The organism is Paradesulfitobacterium aromaticivorans (genome assembly GCF_054657415.1).
Window position 1 is genome coordinate 1 of the sequence record NZ_BAAHYT010000004.1, and the last position, 18,589, is coordinate 18,589.

16 protein-coding genes are annotated in these 18,589 nt (G+C 48.5%); 4 read left to right on the top strand and 12 right to left on the bottom strand.

Going from position 1 to position 18,589, the window contains the following annotated elements; translation table 11 throughout:
• Positions 1–140: 140 nt before the first annotated feature.
• The 4 genes from ACYQ2N_RS00590 (at position 141) to ACYQ2N_RS00605 (ending at position 4,485) form a co-directional block, all read left to right on the top strand.
• Positions 141–1,853 (top strand): IS1634 family transposase, encoded by a 1,713-nt coding sequence (locus tag ACYQ2N_RS00590; RefSeq protein ID WP_459996793.1) that lies wholly within the window; start codon positions 141–143, stop codon positions 1,851–1,853.
• A 171-nt stretch (positions 1,854–2,024) separates the two neighbouring features.
• Positions 2,025–2,531: a DUF6323 family protein gene (locus tag ACYQ2N_RS00595; protein WP_459996796.1), complete on the top strand. Its 507-nt coding sequence runs from the start codon at positions 2,025–2,027 to the stop codon at positions 2,529–2,531.
• A complete protein-coding gene (locus ACYQ2N_RS00600) occupies positions 2,524–3,888 on the top strand; it encodes a DUF6179 domain-containing protein (RefSeq protein ID WP_459996798.1) in 1,365 nt (454 codons plus the stop codon). Before ACYQ2N_RS00595 ends, ACYQ2N_RS00600 begins: the two co-directional genes overlap by 8 nt.
• A gap of 111 nt (positions 3,889–3,999) precedes the next feature.
• Positions 4,000–4,485 (top strand): hypothetical protein, encoded by a 486-nt coding sequence (locus tag ACYQ2N_RS00605; RefSeq protein WP_459996799.1) that lies wholly within the window; start codon positions 4,000–4,002, stop codon positions 4,483–4,485.
• A gap of 72 nt (positions 4,486–4,557) precedes the next feature.
• Here ACYQ2N_RS00605 and ACYQ2N_RS00610 read toward each other — a convergent pair whose 3' ends face one another.
• The 12 genes from ACYQ2N_RS00610 to ilvE form a co-directional block, all read right to left on the bottom strand.
• Positions 4,558–5,811, bottom strand: a complete 1,254-nt coding sequence (locus ACYQ2N_RS00610) for a glutamate-5-semialdehyde dehydrogenase (RefSeq protein ID WP_459996801.1) — start codon at positions 5,809–5,811, stop codon at positions 4,558–4,560.
• A gap of 58 nt (positions 5,812–5,869) precedes the next feature.
• Positions 5,870–6,997, bottom strand: coding sequence for a glutamate 5-kinase (proB, locus tag ACYQ2N_RS00615; protein WP_459996803.1), 1,128 nt, complete (start codon positions 6,995–6,997; stop codon positions 5,870–5,872).
• A 46-nt stretch (positions 6,998–7,043) separates the two neighbouring features.
• Complete coding sequence (gene proC, locus ACYQ2N_RS00620; RefSeq protein WP_459996805.1) at positions 7,044–7,850, bottom strand: pyrroline-5-carboxylate reductase; 807 nt, start codon at positions 7,848–7,850, stop codon at positions 7,044–7,046.
• 345 nt (positions 7,851–8,195) lie between these two features.
• Positions 8,196–9,260, bottom strand: a complete 1,065-nt coding sequence (gene leuB, locus ACYQ2N_RS00625; protein ID WP_459996807.1) for a 3-isopropylmalate dehydrogenase — start codon at positions 9,258–9,260, stop codon at positions 8,196–8,198.
• Complete coding sequence (locus ACYQ2N_RS00630; RefSeq protein WP_459996809.1) at positions 9,253–9,741, bottom strand: 3-isopropylmalate dehydratase small subunit; 489 nt, start codon at positions 9,739–9,741, stop codon at positions 9,253–9,255. Before ACYQ2N_RS00630 ends, leuB begins: the two co-directional genes overlap by 8 nt.
• A 1-nt stretch (position 9,742) precedes the next feature.
• Positions 9,743–11,008, bottom strand: a complete 1,266-nt coding sequence (leuC, locus tag ACYQ2N_RS00635) for a 3-isopropylmalate dehydratase large subunit (protein ID WP_459996811.1) — start codon at positions 11,006–11,008, stop codon at positions 9,743–9,745.
• Between the two features lie 27 nt (positions 11,009–11,035).
• Entirely contained in the window at positions 11,036–12,553 is a 1,518-nt protein-coding gene (locus tag ACYQ2N_RS00640) for a 2-isopropylmalate synthase (RefSeq protein WP_459996814.1), read from the bottom strand.
• Positions 12,554–12,593: 40 nt separating this feature from the next.
• The gene (gene ilvC, locus ACYQ2N_RS00645) at positions 12,594–13,598 is read right to left on the bottom strand and encodes a ketol-acid reductoisomerase (protein ID WP_459996815.1); all 1,005 of its coding nucleotides are present in this window, start codon (positions 13,596–13,598) and stop codon (positions 12,594–12,596) included.
• 83 nt (positions 13,599–13,681) lie between these two features.
• Positions 13,682–14,161 (bottom strand): acetolactate synthase small subunit, encoded by a 480-nt coding sequence (gene ilvN, locus ACYQ2N_RS00650; RefSeq protein WP_459996817.1) that lies wholly within the window; start codon positions 14,159–14,161, stop codon positions 13,682–13,684.
• A 5-nt stretch (positions 14,162–14,166) separates the two neighbouring features.
• Positions 14,167–15,846 carry a biosynthetic-type acetolactate synthase large subunit gene (gene ilvB, locus ACYQ2N_RS00655; protein ID WP_459997285.1) on the bottom strand — a complete coding sequence of 560 codons (1,680 nt, stop codon included), beginning with the start codon at positions 15,844–15,846 and terminating at the stop codon, positions 14,167–14,169.
• Positions 15,828–17,495, bottom strand: a complete 1,668-nt coding sequence (ilvD, locus tag ACYQ2N_RS00660; RefSeq protein ID WP_459996819.1) for a dihydroxy-acid dehydratase — start codon at positions 17,493–17,495, stop codon at positions 15,828–15,830. The genes ilvB and ilvD overlap by 19 nt, the downstream gene beginning before the upstream one ends.
• Before the next feature lie 106 nt (positions 17,496–17,601).
• Positions 17,602–18,480, bottom strand: coding sequence for a branched-chain-amino-acid transaminase (gene ilvE, locus ACYQ2N_RS00665; RefSeq protein WP_459996821.1), 879 nt, complete (start codon positions 18,478–18,480; stop codon positions 17,602–17,604).
• Positions 18,481–18,589: the final 109 nt, after the last annotated feature.

Consider the following 18,589-nt stretch of genomic DNA (forward strand, 5'->3'; position numbering starts at 1 on the left):
CACTTGCGCTTATATAGAAATTTCTACAAGCCTTGAAAACAGGGCTTTTTTTATTGGAAAAATGTCAAATTTTCTCCAATCCTTAGTGCGTAATTTAGCGTAATGTGTTATAATGTAAGGGATTGGAGGAGATTGTTACTATGCGACTTAGTATATCCAAGTCTAAAAATGCTACTTCGCTTTATGTCATACAATCTATTTACGAGAACGGTAGGCGTTCCACAAAAGTTGTTGAAAAGTTAGGGACGCTTGCTGAATTACAGCAAAAACTAAATGGGCGAGATCCTATTGAATGGGCTAAATCATACATAGAAGACCTTAACAAAAAAGAGAAAGAGCAATCGCGAGAAGTCATCGTTAAATACTCTCCATCTAAAGTAATCTCCAAGGATCAACAACACTTCTTCAACGGTGGTTATCTTTTTCTCCAGCAGATCTATCACGAACTCAATCTTCATAAGGTTTCCGCTGAGATATCAAAAAAGTATAAGTTCTTTTTTGATCTGAATGCTATACTGTCACGGCTCCTTTACGGACGGATCCTTTTTCCTTCTTCCAAACTCGCTACCTACAAGCATTCCTCAAAGTTCATTGAACAAACTGACTTTGAATTGCAGCATGTGTACAGAGCACTTGAAGTCATTTCCAAAGAAATGGACTTCATTCAGTCTTCTCTTTATAGCAACAGCCTCAAAATTTCAAAGAGAAACACGGGTATTCTCTATTATGACTGTACCAATTATTTCTTTGAAATCGAGCAAGAAGAAGGCCTTAAACAGTATGGCGCTTCAAAAGAACACCGACCGAACCCTATCATCCAAATGGGTCTGTTCATGGATGGAGACGGTATTCCTCTTGCTTTTAATCTCAACAGCGGCAACACGAATGAACAGATTACGCTTAAACCCTTAGAGCAAAAAATACTTTCCGATTTTAAACTTTCCAAATTTGTTGTCTGTACAGATGCCGGACTGGCTTCTGAAAAGAACAGAAGGTTCAACAACGAAGGCGAACGCGCATTTATCACGACCCAATCGATTAAAAAACTAAAAAAGCATTTAAAAGAATGGTCTCTTGATTCAAAAGACTGGCATCTTGCAGATCATGATAAAACTTATGATATCGCCCAGCTTGACGAGGAAACCTATAAAGACAAATGCTTCTTCAAAGAACGCTGGATTAAAGAAAATGGCCTAGAACAAAAACTTATTGTCACTTACTCCATCAAGTATAAAAACTATCAACGTCAAATTCGTAATTCACAAATCGAACGTGCTCAGAAATTACTTGATTCGAATCCGACTAAAATTTCAAAAAGCAATCAGAACGACTATAAACGTTTTATCAAGAAAACCAGCTGTACGTCTGATGGCGAAATAGCCGACAATGAACTCTATGCCTTAAATAACGAAACCATCGTTGCCGAAGAAGCCTATGACGGATTTTATGCCGTTTGCACGAACCTCGAAGGTAGTGCTCAGGAAATCATCCGAATTAACCAGCGGCGCTGGGAGATTGAAGAATGTTTCCGGATCATGAAAAGCGAGTTTAAAGCCCGACCAGTGTACTTAAGTCGCGAAGATAGAATTAAAGCACATTTTACTACCTGCTTTATGGCCCTCATCATTTATCGATTATTGGAAAAGAAACTAGGAAATAAGTTTACATGCAGTGAAATCGTCAACGGATTGAGAGAAATGAATTTCTATGAGATCAAGGGCGAGGGATATATACCGACCTACACAAGAACTGATTTTACAGATGCTCTGCATGAATCTTTCTGCTTTCGAACAGATTTCGAGATTATAAAAAAGACACAGATGAAAAAAATTCTAAGCACGACTAAGAAATAAAAAAATTACTCACTTTTTTAAAATACAAAAAAAGCTTGAACACCTTGCAAATACAGGGCTTTCAAGCTTTTTATAGTTTTTAACTGTCAAAGATGAGATCTAACTATACTATATCACGCATAATTCCCTTTGTCAATACCTTTAGAGAAATAATTTTAGGGTGGTGAAAAGATGGCGACTAATTTTATGTTGATTCCAACTTCTATCATAAACAAACTGGCAATTAGTGAACTTATAAAATGCAATGAAGTAACAGCCCGCTATGGGTTAATTCTTTCCGAAGCTGAGGCCCAGGAACTAATTGAAACACGGGCAGTGGCACTAAGCAGCAACGGGCGTATTGAGTTTGCAGGGGGTATTATCAATAAACTGATTATGAAATTCTCTGACTCGCCCTTCATTTCTCAATTCAACTATGTCACCACGTTAAATGATTTAATCGAGACTTTTTACTATTTCAAGAATGAAACACTTGATGAAATTAGTGATGATGAATTAATTTCATTTATGAAGAAGTATTTTGATCAAAACTGTCAAGGTTCCATTGAACTGCTGCAAAACCGGGACTTAGAAGCCTTGGCCCGAAATATCCGCTATGGAATTACTGATTATGAAGATATAGATGACGTCTATGAAGAGATTAAACAATTCTTTATCGAGGAGAGTTTTGATGAATAATCTAAGTAAACCACACTTAATTCAAAAGGAAAATCTTAATGAGGCATTTTACTTTCCATCGCTTTTACAGGAATGCCATCGTCTTAACTTATTCACTGTTTCTGAATTTGAGAGTATTCAGCTGCAAAGCATCAAGCTGTTGGCTAAACAAACCGAGCGCTTTACAGGTGGAGAAAGTAGCTCTGTGAAAGTTGAAACCGCTGAAAATATCATGCACTCGATCCTTTATTGTATCGGATTCTATTTGAAGAGCTTCCCAGATATCGACATGAGCATCGAGGCGCTTAAACAAAAACCGTTATTGGAACTGTACCGAAGCGGCAAACAAATGATGCGAGAGCGAATGGGCAATGCCAACAAACTGCTTTACGCAATACAACATGATGGCTTTGTCACAGACAATCAGGCTTATAACGATACTATTCAAAATGGAATACCAGATTTTTTCTCTGCCTATGATATAGATTTTGCTGCCCACGATACCCCCGGCTCCATTGATTATCCCTTAAGCAACGAGCAAATGAACTTAGTCGGCATCGAGTACATCTACAGTTATCTGCAAAAACTCTTCTTAGAAAATCAGTTTTGCAATCTTTTTCCCATGTATGATATTGAGTGTTTATTACGCAGCTATGACGAGCATTATCAAGACCTGCTTATTAACATCTTCGGGCTGGTATTAACCAACGCCATCGGCTCAGTCTTGGCAAAAAAAAATGCTTTCGAGCTTAAGATTGAACCATTAGACAGGCAGTACTTGCAGCAAAAATTATTAAATCTACCCAAGGCCAAACTGGATACTATGTTGCAGGATGCAGCAACAAAACTCTGCCAACAGCTTAATATTTTAAATAGGGTATTACAAGACCATATTGCGGCCACGGTCCTGGACTTATCGGAAAGAGTCACTAATGCTTTAGAAATCAACCAATTGGAATCAATATTTATTAGTTTCAAGGAAAATGACCCACTGCCTGTTTTCCAATTTGAGGATGGCGAGAAACTGAGTGATGAATCATTTCGCAGTATTGTGGATGAGATTAGAGAATGTAGATTTGTATCAGATAAAATCGCAATCATCCAAAGGGAGATTCATAGCTTTGCCGATTTAGTTGACCTTCTCGAAGGGTACTGTATCTTTGACGATGAATTTGCCGAGATTTTTCAATCACTGGGGGATATGGAACTTGCCCTTCTCTTAAAAAAGTTACCCAAATATACTATAGACTCAAGCCTGCACATCACGGAAAATGAAAAGGAGTGGCAAAACCGGCTGAGATGTTTTTTGGGAGAAATTGATTTTACCCGAAGAGAAAGGATCAGAGAGATGGCTGACAATATGATTACAAATAATTAGTCCAAAACAGCTAATACTAATGTAGGTTAGCCGTATATTGGTTTATAGCACAGTCCACTTTTGTTTCCAGAAAAGATTAAAATCAAAACGAAAAAAGGAGTGTGATTATGCGTGCAGGTAAAAAATTTGGCGTTAACAGCGGTTATCTCATTGTCTCTGGCGTTAGGTGCAACAAGTATAGCTTTCGCAGATTCAAATCCTTCTTCTTATAATAAGAACACAATCGATCCGGTTAAAACTCAACAGCTTCACCACAAACATTCCAAAGAACATGGTCACAAAGGAAACTGGAATGACCTGCAATCGATTCTCGGGGTTGATTCTGCTACCCTCAAAGAAGAACTAAAAAGCGGCAAATCTTTAGCAGAAATAGCCCAAGCAAAAGGAATTGCGTCAGCGGATCTTGCAGCAAAAATGCAAACTTCAATGGAAGCGAGAATTGACCAAGCCGTTAAGGACGGAAAACTAACTCCTGAGAAGGCCGACAAAATAAAAGCCAATCTCAAAACCCGGATTGAGAAGACTATTAACCACAAACATGTTCCCAAAGAACAAAAATGCGAAAACGCTGAGCAACAAAGTAAAACCGCTGAATAAAACCGTCAATAAATTTTACCCCAAAATTACGGCTAATTGCTTGAAAAACTCCCGCCAAGCGGGAGTTTTTGTCTACTTGACAATTTGGCCATCCCCATACACCATATATTTGACCGTGGTCAATTCGCGCAGTCCCATAGGTCCGCGAGCATGCAGCTTCTGGGTGCTGATTCCTATTTCCGCGCCAAAACCAAACCTTCCTCCGTCTGTAAAACGGGTAGACGCATTTGCATACACAGCAGCGGCATCGATTTCGCGCAAAAAGCGCTGGGCTCTTGAATAGTTTTCTGTAATTATCGTTTCCGAGTGTTTAGTACTGTACCGGTAAATGTGGTCCAAGGCTTCATCAAGATCTTTTACAACCTTCACACTTATAATCAGGTCGAGATATTCCATAGCCCAATCTTCTTCAGTCGCCTCAGCAGCATAAGGCAGAATCTCTCTGGTCTTAGCACAGCCACGGATCTCCACCTTGTGCTTAAGTAATTCCTCACCCATTATTGGAAGGAATTCTTGTGCAACCTGTTCATCGACCAACAGCGTCTCAAGTGCATTACAAACTCCAGGTTTTTGCGTCTTGCTGTTGACCACAATGGGCACTGCTTTCTCAAAATCTGCATCACGATCCACAAAAGCATGACAAATTCCAGTGCCGGTCTCAATAACCGGCACAGTTGCTTCCCGCACCACAGTCTGAATCAGACCAGATCCTCCCCGTGGAATAATAACGTCAACATACCCATTCATGCGTATCAGTTGATTGACCCACTCGCGGTCCGTCGCCATAACTAGCTGAATTGAGCCTTCCGGCATTCCACTTTTCTCTGCCGCCTCCGCAATTACGCGCGCTAAAACTTTGTTACTCTCGATTGCTTCCGACCCGCCGCGCAAAACCACCGCATTGCCGGATTTCAGGCAGAGAGCAGCCGCATCGACAGTAACATTAGGCCTAGCCTCATAGATCATAGCCACCACCCCTAACGGAACGCGCGTCTGCTGAATTCTTAAACCGTTAGGCCTGGTCCAGAACTCCCCTTCCCCAACCGGGTCAGGCAAAGAAACGACTTCCCGCAAAGCTTGGCTCATGTCTTTGATACCCTCAGTAGTAAGGCGCAGGCGGTTGACCAGGCTTGTCTTCAAACCTTTCTGTTCCGCTGCACTTACATCGCTGGCATTAGCCTGTAAGATTTCCTCCTCATGTACGAGCAAAGCTTCGGCCATCGCTAGTAAAGCTTGGTTCTTACTCTCCGTGCCTGCAAACGCAAGCTTTCTCGCTGCTTGCTTGGCTCGCTCCCCAATTTTTATGAGTTCAGGAAAAAAATCCATTACATACCCCTCCCTACATATCTTAATTCATTGCGTCGAAGAATCGCGCGTCGCAATCTCACCTTGCCCCCGGCTCCCCCATTAACGTCATATTGTCCCGGTGCACAACCTCTTCTCCTTCAAGGCCAGAAATGAGCTTCAACATCTGCTCAGAGTGCAGCCCTTTCACGCGTTCCACTTCCGCACTGCTTAATTCAGACAACCCGCGGGCGATCTCCTGCCCTTCACTGTTAACAATCCGCACAAGCTCTTTACGATCCCAGCTTCCTTGGATCCCCGTAATCCCTTTAGCCAGCAGGCTCTTACCCTCTTCCGTTAAAACCCGGGCAGCCCCGTCATCCACGATGATACTTCCTTCAGACAGCCCCCCGTAGGCGATCCAGCGTTTGCGCCCGACCAAGCGGTGCTTGGAGGGCACAAAATATGTTCCCACCGGCCTTTGCCCGTGTAAAACACCACTGAGTTCCGGCATGCGCACGGAATTCAAAAGCAACATCCCAATTCCGAAACGGGTGGCGATCTCCGCAGCCTTGATCTTTGTGATCATGCCCCCACTTCCCAGTTGGGAACCGACTCCTCCGGCCATCCCCATTACTTCGGATACTTCCTGTACTTCTTCGACCAAGCGGGCAGATGAATCTTTTTTCGGATTAGCTGTATAAAGCCCATCAACGTCCGTCAGAATCACCAGCAAATCCGCATGGATTAATCCCGCCACCAAAGCCGACAAACGGTCATTATCCCCAAAACAGAGCTCTTCAACCGCTACCGTGTCATTTTCATTGATAATCGGCACCACGTGAAAACGCAGCAGCCTTTCCAACGTATTCTGAGCATTGCGGTAACGTGAAGCATCGGCTAAATCCGTGCGCGTCAAAAGCACCTGCGCACAGACCATCCCGTGCTTTTCAAAATGCTGGGCATACTTTTCAATTAAAACTCCCTGGCCTACCGCAGCAGCGGCCTGCTTGCCTGCCACATCACTTGGCCTGGAAGTAAGCCCTAACTGCCCCATCCCGGCAGCTACCGCCCCGGAACTGACTAAGACACATTCCACCCCATGACTGTTGAACTCAACGATCAAATCGACGATCTCAGCCAGGGCCGCATCATGCAAACCACCTTGGGGATGGTTAAGTCCGCTGCTTCCAATCTTTAGTACAAGCCGTTTGATGTCAGCTTTCAACAGGTGTACTCTCCTTTCATATCCAGTCCCTGCTTGATCTCAGCCTTCACCACGCATACTCTCCTTCCATCTCCTCTCCGCGCTTGGCAGCAGCTTCTGCTGCCTTCAAGACGATTTCTCCTAAGTCAGCTTGCTCGAACACCTGCAACGCAGCAAAGGTGGTCCCATTCGGAGAAGTTACCTCTTCCCGCAGGCGTCCAGGTGCCTTCCCACTTGTGGCTACCATTTGCCCGGCCCCGATCAAAGTTTGGCGCACAAGGATTTCTGCTTCCTCCTCAGATAGTCCCAGCTCAATTCCAGCCTTAAGCAAAAGCTCAGTAAAAAGGTAAAAATAAGCCGGCCCGCTTCCGCTGACAGCAGTGAGAGCATTCATTTTATGTTCTTCAAGCCAAAGCACCTTGCCAACCGTGCTGAAAATCCCTTCTGCAATATGCCCCTGTTCCTCACTTACTAGGCTCCCCCTGACTATCCCTGTAACAGATTGCAGGACTGCGCTCGCAGTGTTAGGCATCGTGCGCACAACCGCTGCACCAGGCAAATGTTTCTCAATCGTCTTCAGAGGGATACCAGCGGCAACACTAATAAACAATTTCCCCTCAAACGGGAGTTTCTTCATTTCTACAAGTGCTTCCACAATATCCTTTGGCTTAACTGCAATAATTATAACATCTGAAGCTTGTACAACCTCAGCCAGCTCAGCCGGGATCACCCGATACTTTTGTTGCAGCTCTAAAAGGCGCTCTTGCTTAGAACGGTTAGTCACTCTTATCTCAGGGCTTTGCCCGCTGGTTAATCCTTTAATAATTGCCTCGGCCACATTACCGGCTCCGACAAACCCAATTTTTCCCTGCATTCCGTTTCCCCCTTAAGCCATCTTCACATCTACCGTTATTATCTCATCATCGCGGCAAAGTGTCTAACTCAAAAAAGACTTCTCCCATCCTATATAAGGACGAAAGAAGTCTTTCGCGGTACCACCTTAATTGTCACAATAAGTGACCGACTCACAATACCATAGCCCAATCAAAGATTAAGCCACAGCTCCCGTTAACGGCGGGACTCCGTCCGATTCATCATCAGCATCTCGCGGCTGGGTTGCGGTCTCATTGCCTGGAAAACTCGCACCATCTGTTTCCCTCTCTTGAAGCAGGAAGTACCGCCGGACCGGTCATCAACAGTTTATACTTTTTGTTTTTAATTACTTCCCTAAAGCCTCCAGCACCTTGTCTCCCATCTCAACCGTGCCGAGGACTTTATCTCCGGGCTGAGCTAGGTCACCGGTGCGGAAGCCGTCATTCAATACCTTTTCCACAGCCTTTTCAATCGCCTGAGCCTCTGGTTCCAAGCCAAAAGTATACCTGAGCATCATCGCCCCGGACAAAATCGTTGCCAGAGGATTAGCCAGGTTCTTGCCCGCGATATCCGGAGCCGAACCGTGCGCAGGCTCGTACAAGCCTTTTTGCCCATTCAGGCTGGCTGAAGCCAACATCCCAATCGAGCCGCCGAGCATGGAAGCTAGGTCAGTGAGAATATCCCCGAACATATTCTCCGTCACGATCACATCGAATTGCTTGGGATAACGCACTAACTGCATCGCGGCATTGTCCACATACATATGCGTCAGCTCAATATCCGGGTAATCCTTGGCGACCTCCAGGGTCACTTCGCGCCAGAAACGGGAGGTTTCAATGACATTGGCCTTATCAACCGAGCACAGCTTCTTACTGCGCTTACGCGCCGTTTCAAAGCCAAAGCGCACAATGCGCTGAATCTCTTCCTCGTTATAAATCATCACATCATAGGCAGCGCGCGGATTTTCCTTGCGGCCTTTTTCCCCGAAATAAAGCCCTCCGGTCAGTTCCCGGATCACGACCATATCTACATTTTCAATGACTTCCTGTTTGAGCGTGGAAGCGTGAATCAGAGAAGGAAGCATGCGCACCGGACGAATGTTGGCATACAGACCCAAATGTTTCCTCAAAGGCAAAAGTGCCGCCATTTCCGGACGCTCTGCCGCCGGGAGAGTATCCCATTTCGGTCCCCCGACCGCACCGAGCAAAATAGCATCTGCCGCTTTACAGGCTGCCAGGGTCTCCGCAGGCAAAGCCTTGCCCACAGCGTCAATCGCCGCGCCCCCGGCCAAATGCTCTTCAAACTCGAGCTTGAGCGGAGAATCCGCTAAGACGGCTTTCACGGCCCGCATGGCCTGAGGCACGATTTCCTGACCAATGCCGTCACCGGGTAAAACCACAACTTTAGGCATTTTTCTTCCTCCCCCGCACATAGGGTATCAAGCCGCCCGTATTAATCAGCTCCTGCATAAACGGTGGGAAAGGACGCGCTTGAAAACTTGTCTTTTGCGTCAGGTTTTCGATCTTGCCGCTTTCGAGATCAACTGTGACTTCATCTCCGGCGGCAATCCCCGGTACAGCCTCCGGGCATTCCAAAATCGGAAGCCCGATATTCAAAGCATTACGGTAAAAGATCCTGGCATAGGACTCAGCAATTACAACTTTAACCTTAGCTGCCTTAATGGCAATCGGAGCATGCTCACGGGAAGAGCCGCAGCCAAAGTTCTTGCCGGCCACTAAAATATCTCCGGCCTGTACGTTCTCAGCAAAAGAAATATCCCCGTCTTCCATGCAGTGCTTGGCTAAATGCTCGGGATCGGAATCATTAAGATAGCGGGCCGGAATAATGACATCCGTATCGATGTCATGACCGAATTTCCAGGCTTTACCCATCTTAGACCACCTCCTCTGGATGCGAAATTTCCCCGCGAATCGCAGAAGCAGCAGCCACTGCCGGGTTAGCCAGATAAACTTCGCTTCCCGGATGGCCCATTCTCCCCACGAAATTGCGGTTAGTGGTGGACAGGGCGCGCTCCCCTTTGGCTAAAATCCCCATGTGTCCGCCCAGGCACGGCCCGCAGGTCGGGGTGCTTACAGCCACTCCGGCTTCAATCAAAGTATCGATAATCCCCTCGCGCATGGCCTGGCGGAAAATCTCCTGCGTACCCGGGAACACGAGCGTGCGCACATGCGGATGCACTTTTTTGCCGCGCAGGATTTGCGCAGCGATGCGCAGATCTTCCATGCGTCCGTTGGTGCAGGACCCAATCACGACCTGATCGATTTTAATGCCGCTCGCTTCCCGGACAGCTTTCGCGTTCTCCGGCAAATGCGGAAAAGCGACTTGAGGCGGAATATCAGCGACATCAAACTCAAACACCTGAGCATACTTGGCATCCGGATCACTGGTGTAAACCGTATACGGACGCGCAGAGCGTCCTTCCAGGTAAGCAAAAGTTTTCTCATCCGGAGCAATAATGCCGTTTTTGGCACCGGCTTCAATCGCCATATTGCACATCGTAAAGCGGCTGTCCATGGAGAGAGCGGAAATCCCTTCCCCAGTGAACTCCATCGACTGATAGCGGGCACCGTCCACCCCGATCTTGCCGATAACATACAAAATTAAGTCCTTGCCGCTTACCCACGGCTGGAACTTCGTTCCGTGGAACACAAATTTAATCGACTCCGGCACACGGAACCAAGCTTCTCCGGTCGCCAAGGCTGCCGCCAAATCGGTGCTCCCGACTCCCGTGGCAAAAGCTCCTAAAGCGCCGTACGTACAAGTATGGGAGTCAGCCCCGATAATCAAATCCCCGGGCAAAGTAAGCCCTTGCTCCGGTAAGAGGCAGTGTTCAATCCCGACTTTACCCACATCATAGAAGTGCTCAATCTCGTGCCGGCGCGCAAACTCTCGTACTTGCTTACTTTGCTCAGCCGAGGCAATGTCTTTATTCGGGGTAAAATGGTCCAGCACCAGGGCCACTTTGCTCCGGTCAAACACATCGTCTACTTCGAACTTGACAAATTCCTTAACAGCAACCGGGGCCGTAACGTCATTAGCCAAAACCAGATCAAGTTTGGCGGTGATGAGTTGCCCTGGCACCACTTCCTCAAACCCTGCATGTTTCGCCATAATTTTTTCTGTAATGGTCATCGACATCCCTATCATCTCCCTTCTCCCAAATCTCTACTTAGAGAGTTCAATCCATCCTCTTTCAACTGCGCGATTAACAGCCTGGAGATAAGCTTTGACACTGCCTTCAATGATATCAGTGCTTACTCCCCTGCCCCCGACAAGATGTTCCCCGAACTGGACGGCGACCGTAACTTCCCCTTGGGCGTCCTCTCCGCCGTCAATCGCCTGCAGGGAGTAGTGCATAAGCTTTCCTTTCGTGCCCAGCACCTTATCGATCGCTTTGAAAGCTGCATCCACCGGGCCGTCCCCGCAAGCGGCATCTTTATACTCCTGCTCCCGGTACACAAGCCCAACCGTTGCTGTTGGCGCCATGTGCGTACCGCTTGCCACCTGAAAATGGTCAAGGGCAATCTGATCTTCCGTGCCGGATGTTTCAACCAAAGAGAACAAATCAGCCGTCGTCACTTCCCGCTTCCGTTCAGCCAAGACCTTGAAGCGGGTAAACATCTCCTCAAACCGCTTTTCATCAAGTTCAAGTCCGAGTTCGCTTAAGCGCTGACGCACAGCGTGGCGGCCGGAGTGCTTGCCTAAAACAATCGAATCCACGTCAAGTCCGATGGAAGCAGGAGACATGATCTCGTAAGTCAGACGCTCCTTGAGCACTCCATCCTGATGGATCCCGGATTCATGGGCAAACGCGTTTTTCCCCACAATCGCCTTATTATGCTGCACCATCATCCCGGTTAAACGAGCAACAAGAAGACTGGTGCGCGCAATCTCAGTCGTGACAATCCCGGTTTCTATCCCATACTGGTCGCGCCTCGTCCTAAGGGCCATCACCAGTTCTTCCAGGGCAGCATTCCCAGCCCGCTCTCCGATTCCGTTAATCGTACACTCAAGCTGGTGCACTCCCACTTTAAGGGCAGCGAGAGAGTTAGATACTGCCAGACCCAAGTCATTGTGGCAGTGGACGCTGACTTTTACTTTCTCGATGCCGGAAGTTTTGTCCATCACTTCTTTGACAAAAGCGGCAAACTCTTCCGGAGTCGCATATCCTACGGTATCCGGAATATTTAAAACCGTAGCCCCAGCCTCAATAACCTTGGAAAAAATCAAAGCCAGGAAATCCACTTCACTACGCGAAGCGTCTTCCGCACTAAACTCAACATCACTTACTTTGGACTTGGCCAAGCGCACCGCCTGCACAGCCTGCTCCAGCACTTCCTCCGGCGACTTTTGCAGCTTGGCGCGCATGTGAATGGGAGAGGTCGCAATAAAGGTGTGGATGCGCGGATACTCAGCTACCTTAATGGCTTCCCAAGCCCGCTCAATATCGAGCTCTTGCGTGCGGGCGAGGGCGGCGATCCCGACCGTGCGAACCTCTGTGGCAATCCGGCTCACACCTTGAAAATCTCCGGGTGAAGCGATCGGAAATCCGGCTTCTAGTACGTCTACCCCCAATTTGGCTAATTGAAAGGCGATCTGCAATTTTTCCTCTACATTAAGCGCCACTCCTGGAGACTGTTCCCCGTCTCTTAAGGTGGTATCGAAGATCTCAATCCGGCGCATCCTTTAGCCCCCTAGTGTCTTCCTTCGGCTTCGCAGTCCTCTAATCTGCTTTCGGTTTTGGCAGCCAGCTCATCATGCCCCTAAGTTCCTTGCCGACTCTTTCGATCAGTTGGTTCTCTTCACGACGGGCAATGGCATTAAAGGCCGGACGATTGGCTTGGTTTTCCAAGAGCCAGGCTTTGGCAAAATCTCCGTTTTGGATCTCAGCCAACACTTTCTTCATCTCTTTGCGAGTGTCTTCATTGATGATGCGTTTGCCGACAACTTGATCCCCATACTGGGCCGTATCGGAAACAGAATACCGCATGCGGGTGAGTCCGCCTTCGTACATCAAATCAACGATCAGTTTCAGTTCATGCAGACACTCGAAATAAGCGATCTCAGGCTGGTATCCGGCTTCCACCAGCGTTTCAAAACCGGCTTTAACGAGTTCGCTCGCCCCGCCGCACAGAACGGCTTGTTCGCCGAAGAGGTCTGTCTCAGTCTCTTCCCCGAAAGTAGTCTCCAGGACGCCGGCACGGGCTGCGCCGATTCCTTTAGCATGAGCAAGGGCCATGTCTCTGGCTTTGCCGGTAGCGTCCTGATGGACAGCGATCAAAGCCGGAACTCCTGCGCCCTCGGTATAAGTACGGCGTACCAGATGTCCAGGTCCTTTGGGAGCTACCATGTAAACATCCACATCTTTAGGAGGAACAATCTGGCCGAAATGAATATTAAATCCATGTGAAAAGACAAGCGCATTGCCCGCAACAAGGTTAGGCTTAATTTCTGCTTCATAAACAGAAGCTTGTTTCTCATCCGGAAGGAGAATCTGAATGACATCAGCTTTGGCAGCGGCATCAGCTACGGTCATCACTTCAAAACCAGCTTCTTGAGCCAGCTCCCAGCGTCTGCTGCCAGGACGGAGTCCGATCACTACATTAAGACCGGAATCTTTTAAGTTTTGGGCTTGAGCGTGCCCTTGGCTACCGTAACCCATGACCGCGATTGTTTTGCCCCTAAAAAGATCGAGATTTGCATCGGAATCATAATACATTTTTGCCATTGAAAACTTCATCTCCCTAATTTGTAATGCTATAAGTATAACATGCTCGGGCCAAAGGCCCAAGCATTAATACACACAATAATCTAGTTGTCCGACCGGGTAATCGCAATCTTACCGGTGCGTACAAGTTCCATGAGACCGTAGGGTCTTACGGTGCGCACGAAGGCGTCAATTTTTTCCCCATCCCCGGTAAGCTCTACCGTAATGTTGGTGCGGCCCATGTCCACGACCCGGCCCCGGAACACATCCACGGTCTGGAGCACTTCAAGGCGCGTCTCATTATTCACTTTCACCCGAATCAAGGCCAGTTCGCGATCAACGATCGCTTCCCCGGTTAAGTCCGTAATTTTATGCACAACGACCAGCTTGTGCAGCTGTTTGCTCACTTGCTCAATGACCTGGGCATCCCCGTCCACTACAATGGTCATGCGGGAGATGCCCGGGTCTTCCGTCTGACACACAGACAAGCTTTCAATATTGTAAGCCCGGCGCGCAAATAACCCGGCCACTCTGGTCAAAACGCCGGGATGGTTTTCGACGAGCACTGCTAATGTATGCAACATCTTTCTTACCTCCCCAGCATTTCCGTAATCTCTTTACCCGGCGGCACCATCGGCAGCACATCTTCATCCGGCGAAATCACAAATTCCACGAGCACGGGGCCGGGATAATCCCTGGCTTCGGTTAAAGCCCCTTCCACCTGCTGCACGTCCGTGACCCGGATACCCTTGAGCCCGTAGGCCTCAGCCACCTTGATAAAGTCAGGGTTCGCGTGCAGCTGGATTTGGCTAAAACGCTCATCATAGAACATCTTTTGCCATTGGCGTACCATTCCTAAAACCCCGTTATTCATAAGGGCAATTTTTACCGGAAGCTTATGCTGAACGATCGTTGCCAATTCCTGAATCGTCATTTGCAACGATCCATCCCCGGTAACTAAGAATACAAGTTTGTCCGGCTGAGCGATTTGCGCTCCTACAGAAGCGGGAAGACCGAAGCCCATCGTGCCCAAGCCGCCGCTGGTGATAAAGTGACGCGGACGAGCAACGGGATAGAACTGAGCCGCCCACATCTGATGCTGCCCCACATCTGTACATATAATCGCATCTTCTCCGGCAACTTGGCCAATCGTTTGCATAACCATCTGCGGAGTCAGGCGGTCAGAATCACAGCGCAAAGGATAATCGCGCTGCCAGTCCCTAAGCTGATTCCACCATTCCGACTTATCCTGTCTCTGAACCAAACCCATCAATTCTTGCACAACGAGCTTAGCATCACCCACAATCGGGACATGGGTGCGCACAACCTTGCCGATTTCCGCCGGATCAACATCAATGTGCACGATTTTGGCTTTAGTGGCGAAACGATGTCCTAAGCCGCTTGTCACCCTATCATCAAAGCGCACGCCCACAGCAATAAGCAAATCGCAGTCATCCACCGCATAGTTAGCAGTTACGGTCCCGTGCATTCCGACCATGCCCAAGAGATTAGGATGACCTGCCGGTAGACTGCCGATACCCATCAAAGTAGTAACCACCGGCAGGGAAGTAGCTTCGACCAGCTCTTGCAAAACCGCTTGCGCTCCGGAGGTAATAACCCCCCCGCCTGCATACACTACAGGCTTGCTGCTGTGCGCAATAGCCTTAGCCGCTTCTTCGATCTGTCCGGAGTTTCCTTTGCTGAATACTTTGTAGCTTTTAAGCCTGGGTACAGCCGGAGCCGGTACGACATCCCTGGCTGCCAGCACGTCCTTCGGCAGGTCGATCAAAACCGGTCCCGGTCGACCGCTCCCGGCAATGTGAAAAGCTTCTTTAACAATGCGCGGAAGTTCACGCGGGTCTCTGACCAAATATGAATGTTTAGTAATCGGTAAGGTAATGCCGGTAATATCCGCTTCCTGGAAAGAGTCTGAACCGAGCAAACCGGTAGAAACCTGCCCCGTCAATACCACGACCGGGATCGAATCCATATAAGCATTGGCAATTCCAGTCACGAGATTGGTAGCGCCCGGCCCGGATGTACCTAGGCACACCCCCACTTTGCCGGCGACCCGGGCATAGGAATCAGCCGCATGAGCCGCCCCTTGCTCATGGCGCACCCCTATATGTCGGATTTTGCTGTCGAGGAGAGCGTCATATAAGGCGAGGAGCACACCCCCGGGATAGCCAAAAATAAGATCTACCCCTTCATCCTCCAGGGCTTTCAGCAAGACTTCCGCACCGGTCACACTTACTCCTCCTTCCCGGATCTGAAAGCCGCACCTTTCGATGCAGACTGCACAAACTGGGCATAGCGCCCTAAATAACCATCCCGACTCGAGAGTTCTTTAAGACCCTGACGCCGCTTCCCTTTTTCATCTTCCGGGAGCAGCCAGTCAATCCGTCCTGCTTTTAAGTCAATTCTAACCTTGTCTCCGGTTGCGACATAGGCGATCTCGCCGCCCAAAGCCGCTTCCGGAGAAACGTGCCCGATGGAAAGCCCGCGGCTGGCACCGGAGAAACGTCCGTCTGTAAGCAGGGCGACTGAGGAATCCAGTCCCATTCCGGCCAGCATCGATGTGGGTCCGAGCATCTCCCGCATTCCAGGTCCGCCTTTCGGCCCTTCATAGCGGATAATCACCACGTCTCCGGCGACGATCTCTCCGCTTTGAATCGCTTTCGTCACGGCGACTTCCCCGTCAAAGACTTTGGCAACCCCTTCAAAGACCAAGTTTTGGTCAGAAAGTGCCCCTTGTTTAATAACTGCTCCTTCCAGAGCCAGATCACCAAACAGGATTTTGAGCCCGCCTTGCTTGGAATAAGGAGCAGCTATCGGTTTAATCACGGAAGGATCAAAGACTTTAGCCTCACTTAACCTGTCGCCCTGGGTTACACCGGATGCGGTAAGCACTGAACCATCAAAAAGTCCGGCATCCAGTAATTGTTTTAAGACTGCACTGACTCCGCCTGCTTCATGGAGGTCAACCAGGTGATGCGTCCCCGCCGGACTTAATTTGCACACCTGGGGAGTGTGCTCACTGATCTCGTTAACCCGGCTGAGTTCCCAGTCGATACCGCCTTCCTGCGCGATCGCCGGGAGATGTAAAATCGTATTAGTTGAGCAGCCCAGAGCCATATCTAAGGCAACCCCGTTCGCGATCGCCTTAGAGGTGATAATGTCACGCGGCCTGATGTTTGCGCGCACAAGCTCCATCACCTGGTAACCGGTTTCTTTGGCCAGGATCAAGCGTTCGGAATAGACAGCAGGAACAGTGCCATTGCCAGGCAAGGCCAGGCCTAAAGCTTCCGTCAGACAGTTCATGGAGTTGGCGGTAAACATCCCGGCACAGGAGCCCGCTGTCGGACAGGCTTTTAACTCCAGATTCTTAAGCCAGCTTTCATCTTCGAGGTTGGCATGTACCTTGCCCACTCCCTCAAACACTGTGCTCAGGCTTACAGCCTTCCCTTCAAATTTCCCGGGGAGCATTGGTCCGCCGCTGACGACAATCGCCGGCAAGTTTAGGCGCATCGCGGCCATCAGCATCCCAGGAACGATTTTGTCACAGCTGGGGATAAGCACCAACGCATCAAGCTGGTGCCCTCTGGCCATCACTTCAATCGAATCTGCAATCAGTTCGCGACTGGCCAGGGAAAAGTGCATCCCTTCATGTCCCATTGCCAAACCGTCACACACAGCCACTGTGGAAAACTCAAACGGAGTGCCACCATTTTCCCGGATACCTGCTTTGACAGCATCCGCAATCTGGCGCAAATGCATATGCCCTGGCACCAGTTCGGTAAACGAATTAACCACCCCGATAAAGGGCTTGTTGATTTCCCGGTCTGTAAGTCCCAACGCTTTAAGCAGAGAACGGTGCGGTGCCCGGTCTATTCCACGTTTTACAGTATCGCTGTTCACTGGCTCTCCCTCTCCTCCTGAAATAATATCTGCGTAAACTCTTATATAATTCGCTTTTTTAAACTAGCAGAACAAACATTCAGAACTAATATTTAAGAAAAATACCTTAAGCAAAAATCTTGGGACCGTCAACTTTAGTAACTTCTCTGAACTCCACCAGAAGCTTCTTAAAGACTTCTCCCGGAGCCCCTTTACCAATAATGCGGCCATCCGCCTTAACGACCGGAATCAGCTCGGCAGCTGTACCGGTGAGGAAAATCTCATCCGAAGTGTAAAGGTCATGGCGGGTAAAGAGTTCTTCACGCACTTCCATGCCCTGCCGGCGCGCAATATCCAAGACTGTGTTGCGCGTAATTCCTTCGAGAATACCGGCGTAAATCGGGGGAGTGTACAACACCCCGTTGCGATACATGAAGATGTTGTCACCAGTCCCTTCAGCCACAAAACCTTCCTGGTTCAGCATAATGGCTTCCATGACTCCGGCCTGTACCGCTTCGATCTTAGCCATGATATTGTTAAGGTAGTTCAAGGATTTAATACGGGGATTTAATGAATCTTGGTTATTACGGCGGATTGCCACAGTCTTTACTTCCAGACCCTGCTCATACATGCTGGGCGCGAACAGTTTAATCTGGTCAGAGATGCAGAACGTGGCGGCCTTCGGACAATTGTTGGGGTCAAGACCCAGATCCCCTTTGCCCCGGGATACTACTAGTCTGATATAGGCATCGCGCAGGTTATTGCGCCTTAAAGTTTCAAGCACGATTTCCTGCATCTCTTCCATAGGCATTCCGATGTCTAAACGAATGGACTGCGCAGATTCATAAAGGCGCTTTAAGTGCTGGGGAAGCTTGAACACTCGCCCATGATACGCGCGAATCCCTTCGAAAATTCCGTCACCGTAAAGGAAGCCATGGTCAAAAATCGATACTTTCGCCTCCTCTTCCGGTACATATGCTCCATTACAATAGATAGTAAGTCCCATTTCAAAAACCCCTTTCCCTAGCATTTGCTTCATTAATGTTTACAAAAAACAGAACTAAACAGAAAAACCCAGGCGTAGCTCCGATTGAACGTGGAACCTTCCGCATGGG

Excerpts from the sequence above, each read along its gene's own strand:
- ACYQ2N_RS00590 (WP_459996793.1), top strand. The coding sequence starts at position 141 with ATGCGACTTAGTATATCCAAGTCTAAAAATGCTACTTCGCTTTATGTC.
- ACYQ2N_RS00600 (WP_459996798.1), top strand. The coding sequence starts at position 2,524 with ATGAATAATCTAAGTAAACCACACTTAATTCAAAAGGAAAATCTTAAT.
- ACYQ2N_RS00610 (WP_459996801.1), bottom strand. The coding sequence starts at position 5,811 with ATGGATTTTTTTCCTGAACTCATAAAAATTGGGGAGCGAGCCAAGCAA.
- leuC (WP_459996811.1), bottom strand. The coding sequence starts at position 11,008 with ATGTCGATGACCATTACAGAAAAAATTATGGCGAAACATGCAGGGTTT.
- leuB (WP_459996807.1), bottom strand. The coding sequence starts at position 9,260 with ATGCCTAAAGTTGTGGTTTTACCCGGTGACGGCATTGGTCAGGAAATC.
- ilvN (WP_459996817.1), bottom strand. The coding sequence starts at position 14,161 with ATGTTGCATACATTAGCAGTGCTCGTCGAAAACCATCCCGGCGTTTTG.
- ilvE (WP_459996821.1), bottom strand. The coding sequence starts at position 18,480 with ATGGGACTTACTATCTATTGTAATGGAGCATATGTACCGGAAGAGGAG.
- ACYQ2N_RS00630 (WP_459996809.1), bottom strand. The coding sequence starts at position 9,741 with ATGGGTAAAGCCTGGAAATTCGGTCATGACATCGATACGGATGTCATT.
- ACYQ2N_RS00640 (WP_459996814.1), bottom strand. The coding sequence starts at position 12,553 with ATGCGCCGGATTGAGATCTTCGATACCACCTTAAGAGACGGGGAACAG.
- proC (WP_459996805.1), bottom strand. The coding sequence starts at position 7,850 with ATGCAGGGAAAAATTGGGTTTGTCGGAGCCGGTAATGTGGCCGAGGCA.
- ACYQ2N_RS00595 (WP_459996796.1), top strand. The coding sequence starts at position 2,025 with ATGGCGACTAATTTTATGTTGATTCCAACTTCTATCATAAACAAACTG.
- ilvC (WP_459996815.1), bottom strand. The coding sequence starts at position 13,598 with ATGGCAAAAATGTATTATGATTCCGATGCAAATCTCGATCTTTTTAGG.